The sequence below is a fragment of the Enterobacter sp. FUJ80071 genome, from assembly GCF_038739915.1.
In the GTDB taxonomy this organism is placed as follows: Bacteria; Pseudomonadota; Gammaproteobacteria; order Enterobacterales; family Enterobacteriaceae; genus Enterobacter; species Enterobacter kobei.
On record NZ_JBBXKH010000001.1, the window covers coordinates 1,740,030 to 1,752,769 of the forward strand.

A 12,740-nucleotide genomic window follows, 5' to 3' on the forward strand; every position below is an offset into this window, starting at 1 on the left:
GGGAAGGAGTGGTATTGATGTTTGGCTATCGCAGTAATGTGCCAAAAGTGCGTCTGACAACGGACCGGCTGGTCGTTCGTCTGGTGCATGAGCGTGATGCCTGGCGTCTGGCGGATTATTACGCCGAGAATCGCCAGTTTTTGAAACCCTGGGAACCCGTTCGGGATGAGAGCCATTGTTACCCCTCCGGCTGGCAGGCGCGCCTCAGCATGATTGCGGAATTTCATAAGCAGGGTAGCGCGTTTTATTTTGCGTTGCTGGATCCAGAAGAGAAAGAAATTATCGGGATCGCTAATTTCTCGAATGTGGTGCGCGGGTCGTTTCACGCCTGTTACCTTGGCTACTCTATCGGTCAGAAATGGCAGGGGCAGGGGCTGATGTACGAGGCGTTAACGGCGGCAATCCGCTATATGCAACGTACGCAACACATTCATCGCATTATGGCGAACTATATGCCGCATAATCAGCGCAGCGGAAATTTACTGGCGCGCTTAGGGTTCGAGAAAGAAGGTTACGCCAAAGACTATTTGTTGATAGACGGCGAGTGGCGTGACCACGTGCTGACGGCGTTAACCACCCGTGACTGGACTGCAGGTCGTTAAGGAGAAAAGATGAAGTATCAGCTAAACGGTACAGAAGCGCGCGTGATTGGGTGCTTACTCGAAAAACAGGTCACCACGCCGGAACAGTATCCGCTTTCTGTTAACGCCGTGACCATGGCCTGTAACCAAAAAACGAACCGTGAGCCGGTGATGAACCTCAGCGAGCATGACGTTCAGGAGGTGCTGGCTGCGCTGGTAAAACGCCACTATCTGCGCACCGTCAGCGGCTTCGGTAACCGCGTGACCAAATACGAACAGCGTTTCTGTAACTCCGAATTTGGCGACCTGAAGCTGAGCAGCGCCGAAGTGGCGGTCATAACTACGCTGCTGTTGCGCGGGGCGCAGACGCCGGGAGAGCTGCGCACGCGTGCTTCCCGTATGCATGAGTTTAGCGACATGCAGGAAGTTGAGCAGACGCTGGAGGGGCTGGCCGCACGTGAAGATGGCCCGTACGTTGTCCGTCTGGCCCGCGAGCCGGGTAAACGTGAAAGCCGCTATATGCATCTCTTCTGCGGTGACGTTGATATTTCAGTTACGTCTCCTGTAACCGATATAACCGCTGGCGATGACGATTTGGTTGCCCGTGTGGAGGCTCTGGAAGGTGAGGTTGCCGGGTTGAAACAACGTCTGGATGCATTACTGGCACATTTGGGAGACTGACGGTGAAAAAATTACGCATTGGCGTCGTGGGGCTGGGCGGAATAGCGCAAAAAGCCTGGCTACCGGTTTTAGGGGCTGCGACCGACTGGACGCTGCAAGGCGCATGGTCTCCTGGCCGTGAAAAAGCAGAGCGTATCTGCTCAACCTGGCGTATTCCGTATGCCGCCTCGCTGCAGGATCTGGCCCGCGAGTGTGACGCCGTCTTTGTGCATACCTCTACGGCCACCCACTATCAGGTGGTAAGCGAGCTGCTCAATGCGGGCGTCCACGTCTGCGTGGATAAACCGCTGGCGGAAAACGTGCAGGACGCCGAACGCCTGATTGATCTGGCGGCGCGTAAAAACCTGACCCTGATGGTGGGGTTTAACCGCCGCTTTGCGCCGCTTTACCAGCAACTGAAAGCGCAGTCCGGCAATATGGCTTCGCTGCGTATGGATAAGCATCGTACCGACAGCGTAGGGCCGAACGATCTGCGTTTTACCCTTCTTGATGATTATCTTCACGTGGTGGATACCGCGCTGTGGCTGAGCAACGGTAATGCACAGCTGAAAAGCGGCACCCTGGTCACTAACGAACGAGGGGAGATGGTGTACGCGGAACACCATTTTGCCGTTGAGCATCTTCAGATTACCACCAGTATGCACCGTCGTGCGGGCAGCCAGCGTGAGTTCGTTCAGGCCGTCACCGACGGTGCGCTGTATGACATTACCGATATGCGCGAGTGGCGCGAAGAGAAGGGCAATGGCGTTGTTACGCCTCCTGCACCCGGGTGGCAAAGTACGCTTGAGCAGCGTGGTTTCGCAGGATGTGCCCGTCATTTCATCACCTGTGTGCAAAATCAGACGGTTCCTGAAACGTCCGGCGAGCAGGCCATTCTGGCTCAGCGCATTGTGGAAAGGCTCTGGCGCGATGCCATGAGTGAATAATTCGCTGTAACATCTGCCGATAGTAATTCGATGAAATCCGGTTAGACTAAGCGCCGCTTGTTGGCTTTGCCGGGTGGCGCTTATGCTAACCCGGCCTACAAATCCGTATGGTTCTGGAAATTCACGTTAATGAACTTATTAAAATCGCTGGCCGCAGTCAGCTCGATGACCATGTTTTCTCGCGTGCTGGGCTTTGCACGTGACGCGATTGTGGCAAGGGTTTTTGGTGCAGGAATGGCGACGGACGCCTTTTTCGTCGCGTTCAAATTGCCAAATCTGTTGCGTCGTATTTTTGCGGAAGGGGCATTTTCGCAGGCATTTGTGCCTATTCTCGCGGAATATAAAAGCAAGCAGGGCGAGGATGCGACCCGCGTCTTTGTCTCTTACGTCTCTGGGCTACTGACCCTGGCGCTGGCCGTGGTGACCGTTATCGGGATGCTGGCCGCGCCGTGGGTGATTCTGGTGACCGCCCCCGGTTTTGCCGATACGGCTGATAAATTTGCACTGACCTCGCAGCTGCTGCGCATTACCTTCCCCTATATTCTGCTGATCTCGCTGGCCTCGCTGGTGGGGGCGATACTGAACACCTGGAACCGTTTCTCCGTTCCGGCGTTTGCGCCGACGTTCCTTAACGTCAGCATGATCGGTTTTGCCCTGTTCGCCGCGCCGCATTTCAACCCACCGGTACTGGCGCTGGCCTGGGCGGTAACCGTGGGCGGCGTGCTGCAGCTGGCGTATCAGCTGCCGCACCTGAAGAAAATCGGCATGCTGGTGCTGCCGCGCATTAATCTCAAAGATGCCGGCGCGATGCGCGTGATTAAGCAGATGGGGCCCGCCATTCTTGGCGTCTCCGTCAGCCAGATCTCGCTTATCATCAACACCATCTTTGCCTCTTTCCTGGTGTCGGGCTCTGTGTCGTGGATGTACTACGCGGACCGTCTGATGGAGTTTCCATCCGGTGTGCTGGGCGTGGCGCTGGGGACCATCCTGCTGCCGTCGCTGTCAAAAAGCTTTGCCAGCGGCAACCATGATGAATACTGCCGCCTGATGGACTGGGGGTTACGTCTCTGCTTCCTGCTGGCATTGCCAAGTGCGGTGGCGCTGGGGATTCTGGCCAAGCCGCTGACGGTGTCCCTGTTCCAGTACGGTAAATTTACTGCCTTTGACGCCGCGATGACCCAGCGGGCGCTGATTGCCTACTCCGTCGGCTTGATGGGGCTGATTGTCGTCAAGGTGCTGGCACCAGGGTTCTACTCGCGTCAGGACATTAAAACGCCGGTGAAAATTGCCATTGTGACGCTGATTATGACGCAGCTGATGAACCTGGCGTTTATCGGCCCGCTGAAGCATGCCGGTCTGTCGCTGTCTATTGGTCTGGCGGCCTGTCTGAATGCCGGGCTGTTGTACTGGCAACTGCGCAAGCAGGATATCTTTACGCCGCAGCCGGGCTGGGCGAGCTTCCTTGTGCGGTTGATTATTGCAGTACTGGTGATGTCTGCGGCATTACTTGGGATGATGCATGTTATGCCAGAGTGGTCCCAGGGCACGATGCCTTATCGTCTGATGCGGCTGATGGCCGTGGTGGGCGTCGGGGTGGTAGCTTACTTTGCCACGCTCGCCGTACTGGGCTTCAAAGTGAAAGAGTTTGCCCGCCGTACGGCATAAACGCCAAAAGGGGAGTTCACCTTAGGGTGCTCCCCACTGCATGATTTGCCGCATATGCGTCAAATCGAAATCTTTTTCACACCCGCAATGCGCGCCGTCGCTGTCTGACCATCCGCACCGTACAGTCCGGTTTCTTTATGCGGCTTCAACACCTCAAGCGCCTGCTGATTACGCTCTATCTGGCCTTCAAGCAGCCAGCCGTTATGCTGGTTGAGGTCGCGCAGGTGCTTGGTTTTTTCCGTTATGGTCTGCCAGCGCTCAACAATATCGTCATTGGCGCTGCGCTTAGGATCCTGCTCAGCGCGTCGTTGCTGCTCCAGATAATCCAGCGTCGCCAGAAGCGAACTCTTATCCTCAGTAATCCGCTGCAGCGCACTGCCGTTGATGTTACCGGAAGAGAGGTGCTGCTGTTCAGCGTCCATTACCGTTTTCAGGTCGTTCAGGACAACCGTCATGTGATCCAGTATTTCTGACAGTCGACTCATACGGTTAGTTACTCTGTAAGAAACTCTGTGCTTCCTGAATCAGGGCGTCAGCGATTTTGCTGGTGTCCATTTTCAGCTCGCCGTTACGAATTGCCGTTTTCAGCGCTTCCACACGTTCCATATTGATATCGTTGCTGCCGGGCTGCATCAGTTTTGCCTGGGCATCGCTCAGCGTCACGCTGGTGCTGTTAGACGTTGACGGTTTTTCCAGACGCGTTTTCTGAGGGGTAGCGTCATTCGTTTCGCGAGGCTGTACAGCGCTTACCGGCTTCAGGGCTGATGTACGATCAATGCTCATAGTGTTGTCCTCATCGAGGGTTCGCGGCGTTTGCGCCTGACATCATCATTAGTAGAATATTTATCGGCACGCGCCGCGAAATCTTTAAAAAGATTATAGGTTAATCAGAATATTCCCATCAGAATCGACGGTTCCGCTCACCACCTGGCCTGAGGACATTCTGACGCGGGCGTTTTGCGCGACCGCGGCATTGTTTAACGCTTTCCCTTCACTGTTGATGCTAAAGCCGTCTCCGTTGGCCACAACCATCACCTGCTGTCCCGCTTTGACACGCCATGCCTGGCGCAGCATTGAAAGCTGAATCGGCTGGCCTGGCGCAACATCGCGCAGGCTGACGGCATCCTGTGCCTGGTTCATTTCCAGCATTGTCCGTGGCGGGAGCTGATCCAGGCGCCCGCGCTTCAACGTCACGCTGTTTGCCTGCAGCAGGCTGCCACGCGCAATAGGCACGGCGGCAACAACATAATTGCCCGTCGCCTGAACGGCAACCTGTAAATAGCGTTTTTCGTTGGCGCAGCGAGCCAGCACGTTCACATTGCCCCACAGCTTCGTGGTTCCCGTGACGCTGAATGACGGTTGCTCACAGGTGGGGTACAGATTCGGGGGCGTACGTACGGTAACGGTAACGTCATCGCTAAAGCCTGCCAGCTTTTGGGCAAAGAAAGCCGTTAACTGATCCTGTAAACCTTCAGCCTGCACCAGAGGGCTAAACAGCAAGAAAGCCGCCACCAGACCACGTTTTAACGTTTGCATCGCAAGTTCCACCGTTTCCAGAGTTGACTGAATTCTACCTGCAGTGGTTTTGCATCAACGGAATAAATAGCGACGCATTTTGCGCTTATTCCGTCGATAGGGGAGACCGGGTGAGATTTAAGCTGTGAACTGAAATTTTGCCATCAGCGGAGGAGACATGCTCGATAAACTCGACGCCGCGTTACGTTTTCAGCAGGAAGCGCTCAATTTACGCGCCCAGCGGCAGGAGATTTTAGCCGCCAACATCGCTAACGCCGATACGCCCGGGTATCAGGCGCGCGATATTGATTTTTCCAGTGAACTCAAAAAGGTGATGGAGCGTGGACGTGCCGAAGGAACGGGTGTTGCACTTGCCATGACATCCTCTCGCCATATTCCTGCTCAGGCGATGACCGCGCCAGCGACCGATTTACTTTATCGCATCCCCGACCAGCCATCACTCGACGGTAACACCGTGGATATGGACCGGGAGCGTACACAGTTCGCCGATAACAGCCTGAAATACCAGACGGGCCTGACCCTACTCGGCGGACAAATCAAAGGCATGATGAACGTCCTGCAGGGGGGCAACTGATAAATGGCCTTGCTGAACATTTTTGATATCGCCGGTTCGGCGTTAACCGCTCAGTCCAAACGTCTGAACGTGGCGGCCAGTAACCTGGCGAACGCCGACAGCGTGACCGGACCTGACGGACAGCCTTACCGTGCCAAACAGGTCGTCTTTCAGGTCGATGCGGCGCCCGGTGCGGCCACGGGCGGCGTGAAGGTGTCTGACGTGGTAGAGAGCCAGGCGCCGGACAAGCTGGTGTATGAGCCCGGTAACCCGCTTGCGGACGCTAACGGATACGTGAAGATGCCAAACGTGGATGTGGTAGGTGAGATGGTGAACTCCATGTCGGCCTCTCGTAGCTACCAGGCGAACGTCGAAGTGCTTAATACCGTGAAGAGCATGATGCTCAAAACACTCACTCTCGGCCAGTAAAGGAGACACGCATGTCCATCGCCGTCAATGTGAATGATCCCACGAACACGGGTGTTAATAACACCCAAAGTTCGACAAGCTCCAGCTCCCTGACGGGAAGTAACGCCTCCGACTTGCAGAGCAGCTTTCTGACGCTGCTGGTGGCTCAGCTGAAGAACCAGGATCCCACGAACCCAATGCAGAACAACGAACTGACGACGCAGCTTGCGCAGATCAGTACCGTGAGCGGCATTGAGAAACTTAACACGACCCTGGGTTCCGTCTCCGGCCAGATTAACAGCAGCCAGTCTCTGCAGGCGGCCAGCCTGATTGGTCACGGGGTAATGATCCCGGGCACCACTATTCTTGCCGGCACCAGCACCACAGACGGTACCTCGACCACGACGACGACCCCGTTTGGCGTTGAATTGCAGCAGGCCGCTGACAAAGTGACTGCGACGATCACCGACTCGACCGGCGCGGTGGTTCGCACCATCGACATTGGTGAGCTGAAGGCGGGCGTTCATACCTTTACCTGGGATGGCAGCCTGGCGGACGGCACCAAAGCACCAAATGGCTCCTACAAAGTCGCGATTAGCGCCAGCAACGGGACAACCCAGCTGGTGGCGCAGCCGCTGCAGTTCGCGCTGGTTCAGGGCGTGATTAGAGGGGGCGACGGCAACAAACTGGATTTGGGTACCTCAGGTACCACCACACTCGACGAAGTTCGGCAGATTATCTAAGCCTTAACACTTATCAGGAGTAAGTCATGGCCTTTTCTCAAGCGGTCAGCGGCCTGAATGCTGCGGCCACCAACCTGGATGTCATTGGCAACAACATCGCCAACTCCGCGACCTATGGTTTTAAATCCGGTTCTGCTTCCTTTGCAGACATGTTTGCCGGTTCCAAAGTGGGTCTTGGCGTCAAAGTTGCGGGTATCACTCAGGACTTTACCGACGGCACCACCACCAATACCGGGCGCGGCCTGGACGTTGCCATCAGCCAGAACGGTTTCTTCCGTATGGTCGATGCAAACGGCTCGGTGTTCTACAGCCGTAACGGTCAGTTTAAGCTGGACGAGAACCGTAACCTGGTGAACATGCAGGGGATGCAATTAACCGGTTATCCGGTTGCCGGCACGCCATCAACGGTTCAGACCGGTGCGAATCCACAGGCGATTAATATCCCGACCACGCTGATGGCCGCGAAGTCCACCACCACGGCTTCCCAGCAGATTAACCTCAATTCCACCGACACCGCACCGACCACCGCCTTTGATCCGGCTAACCCGGATACTTACAACAAAAAAGGCACGGTAACCGTCTTTGATAGCCAGGGTAATGCGCACAACATGAACCTGTTTTACGTCAAAGATGCGACTCCGGCCAACTCCTGGAAAGTGTATGCCCAGGACGGTAGCGTGGCCGGCAGCACGGCGGCACTGGCCACCACGCTGACCTTCGATAATAACGGGACGCTGACCGGTGGTGGAAACGTCACCCTGATGACAGAGATCATCCCGGGTGCGACCCGTGCGACCTTCGCCATGAGTTTTGCTAACTCTATGCAGCAGAACACCGGCGCAAACAATATCGTGGCGACCAGCCAGAACGGCTTCAAGCCGGGCGATCTGGTGAGCTATCAGATCAACGATGACGGTACCGTGGTGGGGAACTATTCCAACGAACAGACTCAGGTGCTGGGTCAGATCGTGCTGGCAAACTTCGCCAACAACGAAGGCCTGAAGTCTGAAGGCGATAACGTCTGGTCGGCTACCCAGTCCTCCGGCGTGGCACTGCTGGGTACGGCGGGAAGCGGTAACTTCGGTACGCTGACCAATGGTGCGCTGGAAGCCTCAAACGTCGATCTGAGTAAAGAGCTGGTGAACATGATTGTCGCGCAACGTAACTATCAGTCGAACGCGCAGACCATCAAGACCCAGGATCAGATCCTCAACACGCTGGTTAACCTGCGTTAAGCGGCTAACAGGAAAGCGCAATGGATCACGCAATATATACCGCGATGGGCGCGGCAAGTCAGACGCTCAATCAGCAGGCCGTTACTGCCAGCAACCTGGCAAACGCCTCGACGCCGGGCTTTCGCGCGCAGCTGAATGCGTTGCGCGCGGTGCCGGTAGAAGGTCTTTCCCTGCCGACCCGTACGCTGGTCGCCGCCTCTACCCCTGGCGCAGATATGACGCAAGGGCAGATGGATTACACCTCACGCCCGCTGGACGTTGCGCTGCAGCAGGACGGCTGGCTGGCGGTGCAGACCGCTGATGGCAGCGAAGGCTATACCCGTAACGGGAATATCCAGGTTAGTGCAACCGGCCAGTTGACGATTCAGGGTCATCCGGTGATGGGGGAAGCGGGTCCGCTGACGGTGCCTGAAGGCTCTGAGTTGACCATCGCGGCTGACGGTACCATCTCCGCGCTGAACCCGGGCGATCCGGCCAATACCGTTGCCCCTGTCGGACGACTGAAACTGGTGAAAGCGGAAGGCAAAGAGGTGCAGCGTGGTGACGACGGGATGTTCCGTCTGACCCAGGCTGCTCAGGCTACCCGTGGTGCTACGTTACAGGCCGATCCGAGCATCCGCGTGATGTCCGGCGTTCTGGAAGGCAGTAACGTCAAGCCGGTAGCCGCCATGAGCGACATGATCGCCAGCGCCCGTCGTTTCGAAATGCAGATGAAAATTATCAGCAGCGTGGATGAAAACGCGGGCAAGGCTAACCAACTTCTGTCTATGAGTTAACAGGAATCTTTATGATCAGTTCTTTATGGATCGCGAAAACTGGCCTGGACGCGCAGCAAACCAACATGGATGTGATTGCCAACAACCTGGCAAACGTCAGCACCAATGGTTTCAAGCGTCAGCGCGCCGTTTTCGAAGATTTGCTTTATCAAACCATCCGTCAGCCGGGCGCGCAGTCTTCTGAACAGACGACGTTGCCGTCAGGTCTGCAGATCGGTACCGGTGTTCGCCCGGTGGCCACCGAGCGTCTGCACAGCCAGGGCAACCTGTCTCAGACCAACAACAGTAAAGACGTGGCAATCAAAGGTCAGGGCTTCTTCCAGGTGCAGTTGCCTGACGGTACTTCTGCCTATACCCGTGACGGCTCGTTCCAGGTCGATCAGAACGGCCAGCTGGTGACGGCGGGCGGTTTCCAGGTTCAACCTGCGATCACCATTCCGGCGAACGCCCTGAGCATTACTATCGGCCGCGACGGTGTGGTCAGCGTGACCCAGCAGGGCCAGGCTGCGCCGGTCCAGGTCGGACAGCTCAACCTGACCACCTTCATGAACGATACCGGTCTGGAAAGCATTGGTGAGAACCTCTACACCGAAACGCAATCCTCCGGTACGCCAAATGAAAGCACGCCTGGCCTGAACGGTGCGGGTTTGCTGTATCAGGGGTATGTAGAAACCTCCAACGTGAACGTGGCGGAAGAGCTGGTGAATATGATCCAGGTTCAGCGCGCGTATGAAATTAACAGTAAAGCAGTCTCGACGACCGATCAGATGCTGCAAAAACTGACGCAACTCTAAGGTGTAGCCCGGTGCGGTAAACGCCGCACCGGCTCCCTGTTTTCGAAGATGAAGGCAATGCAAAAAAACGCGGCGTTTCGTTATCCGATACTGACTGTCCTGGCCGTCACCCTCAGCGGGTGTGCCTGGATCCCGTCTAAACCATTGGTCCAGGGTGCGACGACTGCCAAACCCGTTCCTGGCCCTGCGCCAGTGGTAAACGGCTCTATTTTCCAGACCGCGCAGCCGATTAATTACGGTTATCAGCCGCTGTTTGAAGATCGCCGCCCGCGTAACGTCGGCGATACATTGACCATTGTTCTGCAGGAAAACGTCAGCGCGAGCAAGAGCTCGTCGGCGAATGCCAGCCGCGATGGCAAAACCAATTTTGGCTTTGACACCGTACCGCGTTATCTGCAAGGGCTCTTCGGCAATGCGCGAGCGGACGTTGAGGCTTCCGGCGGCAATACCTTTAACGGTAAAGGTGGCGCGAACGCCAGCAATACCTTTAGCGGTACGCTGACGGTCACGGTTGACCAGGTGCTGGTCAACGGCAACTTACACGTTGTGGGTGAAAAACAGATCGCCATTAACCAGGGCACTGAATTCATTCGCTTCTCGGGCGTGGTGAATCCACGCACCATCAGCGGCACCAACACCGTTCCGTCCACTCAGGTGGCGGATGCGCGCATTGAGTACGTCGGTAACGGCTACATTAATGAAGCGCAAAATATGGGTTGGCTGCAGCGCTTCTTCCTTAATTTATCGCCGATGTAAGCGAGGTGACCCATGTTTAAATCGATCTTCGCCGTGGCGCTGGTTCTGGTGGCTACCTTTGCCCAGGCTGACCGTATTCGCGATCTCACCAGCGTTCAGGGCGTACGCGAGAACTCGCTGATTGGCTATGGCCTGGTGGTGGGGCTGGACGGTACGGGTGACCAGACAACCCAGACGCCATTCACGACGCAGAGCCTGAACAACATGCTTTCCCAGCTCGGTATTACCGTTCCGGCGGGAACCAACATGCAGCTGAAAAACGTGGCTGCGGTCATGGTCACGGCCTCTTACCCGGCGTTTGCACGCCAGGGGCAGACCATTGATGTGGTGGTCTCCTCTATGGGGAACGCCAAAAGCCTGCGCGGCGGTACGCTGCTGATGACGCCCCTGAAAGGCGTCGACAGCCAGGTCTATGCCCTGGCGCAGGGTAACATTCTGGTCGGCGGTGCGGGGGCCTCTGCTGGCGGTAGCAGCGTGCAGGTGAACCAGCTGAACGGCGGACGCATTACCAACGGCGCGATCATTGAGCGTGAACTGCCGACCCAGTTCGGCGCCGGGAATACCATCAACCTGCAGCTGAACAACGAAGATTTCACCATGGCGCAGCAGATCGCCGACACCATCAACCGCAGCCGCGGCTATGGCAGTGCGACGGCGCTGGATGCCCGTACCGTGCAGATCCGTACCTCCACGGGCAGCAGCAACCAGGTGCGCATGCTGGCCGATATCCAGAATATGGAAGTGAACGTCCCTGTTCAGGATGCCAAAGTGATCATCAACTCCCGTACGGGCTCCGTGGTGATGAACCGGGAAGTCTCGCTGGATAGCTGCGCCGTGGCGCAGGGTAACCTCTCCGTGACGGTTAACCGTTCTGCCAACGTCAGCCAGCCGGATACCCCATTTGGTGGCGGCCAGACGGTGGTGACGCCACAAACGCAGATTGATTTACGTCAGAGCGGTGGTTCTCTGCAGAGCGTACGCTCCAGCGCCAACCTGAACAGCGTCGTGCGTGCTCTGAATGCGCTGGGTGCCACGCCGATGGATCTGATGTCCATTCTGCAGTCCATGCAAAGTGCAGGCTGTCTGCGCGCCAAACTGGAAATCATCTGATGCTGACCGATAGCAAACTGTTGACCAGTGCCGCCTGGGATGCGCAGTCGCTCAACGAACTGAAAACCAAAGCAGGTAAAGACCCGGCGGCGAATATCCGCCCGGTCGCCCGCCAGGTGGAAGGGATGTTTGTACAGATGATGCTGAAAAGCATGCGTGAAACCCTGCCGAAAGACGGGATGTTCAGCAGCGATTCAACGCGTCTTTACACCAGCATGTATGACCAGCAGATTGCGCAGCAGATGACCGCCGGTAAAGGCCTCGGTCTGGCTGACATGATAGTCAAACAGACCGAAGCCGCGCAGGGGATCCAGCCGAAAGATGAGCCGCAGCAGGTACCGATGAAGTTTGACCTGCAAACGGTGACCAGCTATCAGAACCAGGCCCTTACGCAAATGGTGCGTAAAGCGATACCGAAGGCGACGGTGAGCAGCGACGAGCCGCTCTCCGGTGACAGCAAAGACTTTCTGGCACAGCTTTCGCTGCCGGCCCGCCTTGCCAGTGAGCAGAGCGGTGTGCCACACCATCTGATACTGGCTCAGGCCGCGCTGGAATCCGGGTGGGGCCAGCGCCAGATCCGTAAGGAAAATGGCGACCCGAGCTTTAACATCTTCGGCGTGAAGGCCACCTCCAGCTGGAAGGGACCGACAACGGAGATCACCACCACCGAATACGAGAACGGTGCGGCGCTGAAGGTGAAAGCGAAATTCCGTGTTTACAGCTCCTATCTGGAAGCATTGTCCGACTATGTCGGTCTGCTGAGCCGAAATCCACGTTATACCGCCGTTACGCAGGCGGCGACGGCGGAGCAGGGCGCTCAGGCCTTGCAAAACGCAGGCTACGCGACCGACCCGAACTACGCTCGTAAGCTTACCAGCATGATCCAGCAGCTGAAATCCATGGGCGAGAAGGTCAGTAAAGCCTATAGCACAGATATTGAAAATCTGTTCTGAAAGTTCTCAAGTCCCGGTGGAGG

The 12,740-nt window shown here is 56.6% G+C and carries 16 protein-coding genes; 13 read left to right on the top strand and 3 right to left on the bottom strand.

Features of this window, described 5'->3' with window-relative positions; genetic code table 11:
- The first annotated feature begins 17 nt into the window (after positions 1–17).
- From rimJ to murJ, 4 genes are all read left to right on the top strand, one after another.
- Positions 18–602, top strand: a complete 585-nt coding sequence (gene rimJ, locus AAER43_RS08300) for a ribosomal protein S5-alanine N-acetyltransferase (RefSeq protein ID WP_014883355.1) — start codon at positions 18–20, stop codon at positions 600–602.
- 9 nt (positions 603–611) lie between these two features.
- Positions 612–1,262 carry a YceH family protein gene (locus AAER43_RS08305; RefSeq protein ID WP_050862950.1) on the top strand — a complete coding sequence of 217 codons (651 nt, stop codon included), beginning with the start codon at positions 612–614 and terminating at the stop codon, positions 1,260–1,262.
- Between the two features lie 2 nt (positions 1,263–1,264).
- Entirely contained in the window at positions 1,265–2,188 is a 924-nt protein-coding gene (locus AAER43_RS08310; RefSeq protein ID WP_047626778.1) for a Gfo/Idh/MocA family oxidoreductase, read from the top strand.
- Positions 2,189–2,317: 129 nt separating this feature from the next.
- Positions 2,318–3,853: a murein biosynthesis integral membrane protein MurJ gene (gene murJ / locus AAER43_RS08315; protein WP_045269404.1), complete on the top strand. Its 1,536-nt coding sequence runs from the start codon at positions 2,318–2,320 to the stop codon at positions 3,851–3,853.
- Positions 3,854–3,912: 59 nt separating this feature from the next.
- Here murJ and flgN read toward each other — a convergent pair whose 3' ends face one another.
- The 3 genes from flgN to flgA all read right to left on the bottom strand — a co-directional run bounded on the left by flgN (position 3,913) and on the right by flgA (position 5,389).
- The gene (gene flgN / locus AAER43_RS08320) at positions 3,913–4,338 is read right to left on the bottom strand and encodes a flagella biosynthesis chaperone FlgN (protein WP_050862952.1); all 426 of its coding nucleotides are present in this window, start codon (positions 4,336–4,338) and stop codon (positions 3,913–3,915) included.
- Positions 4,339–4,342: 4 nt separating this feature from the next.
- A complete protein-coding gene (gene flgM / locus AAER43_RS08325) occupies positions 4,343–4,636 on the bottom strand; it encodes a flagellar biosynthesis anti-sigma factor FlgM (protein WP_014883360.1) in 294 nt (97 codons plus the stop codon).
- 93 nt (positions 4,637–4,729) lie between these two features.
- Positions 4,730–5,389 (bottom strand): flagellar basal body P-ring formation chaperone FlgA, encoded by a 660-nt coding sequence (gene flgA, locus AAER43_RS08330; protein WP_045269405.1) that lies wholly within the window; start codon positions 5,387–5,389, stop codon positions 4,730–4,732.
- 157 nt (positions 5,390–5,546) lie between these two features.
- On the opposite strand from flgA, the gene flgB reads away from it, so the two are divergent.
- The 9 genes from flgB to flgJ are packed head-to-tail and all read left to right on the top strand — an operon-like array spanning position 5,547 to position 12,717.
- Complete coding sequence (gene flgB, locus AAER43_RS08335; RefSeq protein WP_014883362.1) at positions 5,547–5,963, top strand: flagellar basal body rod protein FlgB; 417 nt, start codon at positions 5,547–5,549, stop codon at positions 5,961–5,963.
- A gap of 3 nt (positions 5,964–5,966) precedes the next feature.
- A complete protein-coding gene (gene flgC, locus AAER43_RS08340) occupies positions 5,967–6,371 on the top strand; it encodes a flagellar basal body rod protein FlgC (protein ID WP_013097138.1) in 405 nt (134 codons plus the stop codon).
- 11 nt (positions 6,372–6,382) lie between these two features.
- Positions 6,383–7,093 (top strand): flagellar hook assembly protein FlgD, encoded by a 711-nt coding sequence (flgD, locus tag AAER43_RS08345; protein ID WP_014883363.1) that lies wholly within the window; start codon positions 6,383–6,385, stop codon positions 7,091–7,093.
- A 26-nt stretch (positions 7,094–7,119) separates the two neighbouring features.
- The gene (gene flgE, locus AAER43_RS08350) at positions 7,120–8,328 is read left to right on the top strand and encodes a flagellar hook protein FlgE (RefSeq protein ID WP_047027495.1); all 1,209 of its coding nucleotides are present in this window, start codon (positions 7,120–7,122) and stop codon (positions 8,326–8,328) included.
- Between the two features lie 20 nt (positions 8,329–8,348).
- Positions 8,349–9,104: a flagellar basal body rod protein FlgF gene (locus AAER43_RS08355; protein ID WP_050862953.1), complete on the top strand. Its 756-nt coding sequence runs from the start codon at positions 8,349–8,351 to the stop codon at positions 9,102–9,104.
- 11 nt (positions 9,105–9,115) lie between these two features.
- Positions 9,116–9,898, top strand: a complete 783-nt coding sequence (gene flgG, locus AAER43_RS08360; protein ID WP_008500810.1) for a flagellar basal-body rod protein FlgG — start codon at positions 9,116–9,118, stop codon at positions 9,896–9,898.
- A 57-nt stretch (positions 9,899–9,955) separates the two neighbouring features.
- Positions 9,956–10,654: a flagellar basal body L-ring protein FlgH gene (gene flgH, locus AAER43_RS08365; RefSeq protein WP_057057647.1), complete on the top strand. Its 699-nt coding sequence runs from the start codon at positions 9,956–9,958 to the stop codon at positions 10,652–10,654.
- 12 nt (positions 10,655–10,666) lie between these two features.
- Positions 10,667–11,764, top strand: coding sequence for a flagellar basal body P-ring protein FlgI (locus tag AAER43_RS08370; protein ID WP_014883366.1), 1,098 nt, complete (start codon positions 10,667–10,669; stop codon positions 11,762–11,764).
- Positions 11,764–12,717 carry a flagellar assembly peptidoglycan hydrolase FlgJ gene (gene flgJ / locus AAER43_RS08375; protein WP_045135545.1) on the top strand — a complete coding sequence of 318 codons (954 nt, stop codon included), beginning with the start codon at positions 11,764–11,766 and terminating at the stop codon, positions 12,715–12,717. The genes AAER43_RS08370 and flgJ overlap by 1 nt, the downstream gene beginning before the upstream one ends.
- Positions 12,718–12,740: the final 23 nt, after the last annotated feature.

Bases quoted from the DNA above. Each gene is read 5' to 3' on its own strand.
- AAER43_RS08305 (WP_050862950.1), top strand. From the start codon at position 612: ATGAAGTATCAGCTAAACGGTACAGAAGCGCGCGTGATTGGGTGCTTA.
- murJ (WP_045269404.1), top strand. From the start codon at position 2,318: ATGAACTTATTAAAATCGCTGGCCGCAGTCAGCTCGATGACCATGTTT.
- flgB (WP_014883362.1), top strand. From the start codon at position 5,547: ATGCTCGATAAACTCGACGCCGCGTTACGTTTTCAGCAGGAAGCGCTC.
- rimJ (WP_014883355.1), top strand. From the start codon at position 18: ATGTTTGGCTATCGCAGTAATGTGCCAAAAGTGCGTCTGACAACGGAC.
- flgC (WP_013097138.1), top strand. From the start codon at position 5,967: ATGGCCTTGCTGAACATTTTTGATATCGCCGGTTCGGCGTTAACCGCT.
- flgE (WP_047027495.1), top strand. From the start codon at position 7,120: ATGGCCTTTTCTCAAGCGGTCAGCGGCCTGAATGCTGCGGCCACCAAC.
- flgG (WP_008500810.1), top strand. From the start codon at position 9,116: ATGATCAGTTCTTTATGGATCGCGAAAACTGGCCTGGACGCGCAGCAA.
- flgH (WP_057057647.1), top strand. From the start codon at position 9,956: ATGCAAAAAAACGCGGCGTTTCGTTATCCGATACTGACTGTCCTGGCC.
- flgA (WP_045269405.1), bottom strand. From the start codon at position 5,389: ATGCAAACGTTAAAACGTGGTCTGGTGGCGGCTTTCTTGCTGTTTAGC.
- flgM (WP_014883360.1), bottom strand. From the start codon at position 4,636: ATGAGCATTGATCGTACATCAGCCCTGAAGCCGGTAAGCGCTGTACAG.
- AAER43_RS08370 (WP_014883366.1), top strand. From the start codon at position 10,667: ATGTTTAAATCGATCTTCGCCGTGGCGCTGGTTCTGGTGGCTACCTTT.
- AAER43_RS08355 (WP_050862953.1), top strand. From the start codon at position 8,349: ATGGATCACGCAATATATACCGCGATGGGCGCGGCAAGTCAGACGCTC.
- flgN (WP_050862952.1), bottom strand. From the start codon at position 4,338: ATGAGTCGACTGTCAGAAATACTGGATCACATGACGGTTGTCCTGAAC.
- flgJ (WP_045135545.1), top strand. From the start codon at position 11,764: ATGCTGACCGATAGCAAACTGTTGACCAGTGCCGCCTGGGATGCGCAG.
- flgD (WP_014883363.1), top strand. From the start codon at position 6,383: ATGTCCATCGCCGTCAATGTGAATGATCCCACGAACACGGGTGTTAAT.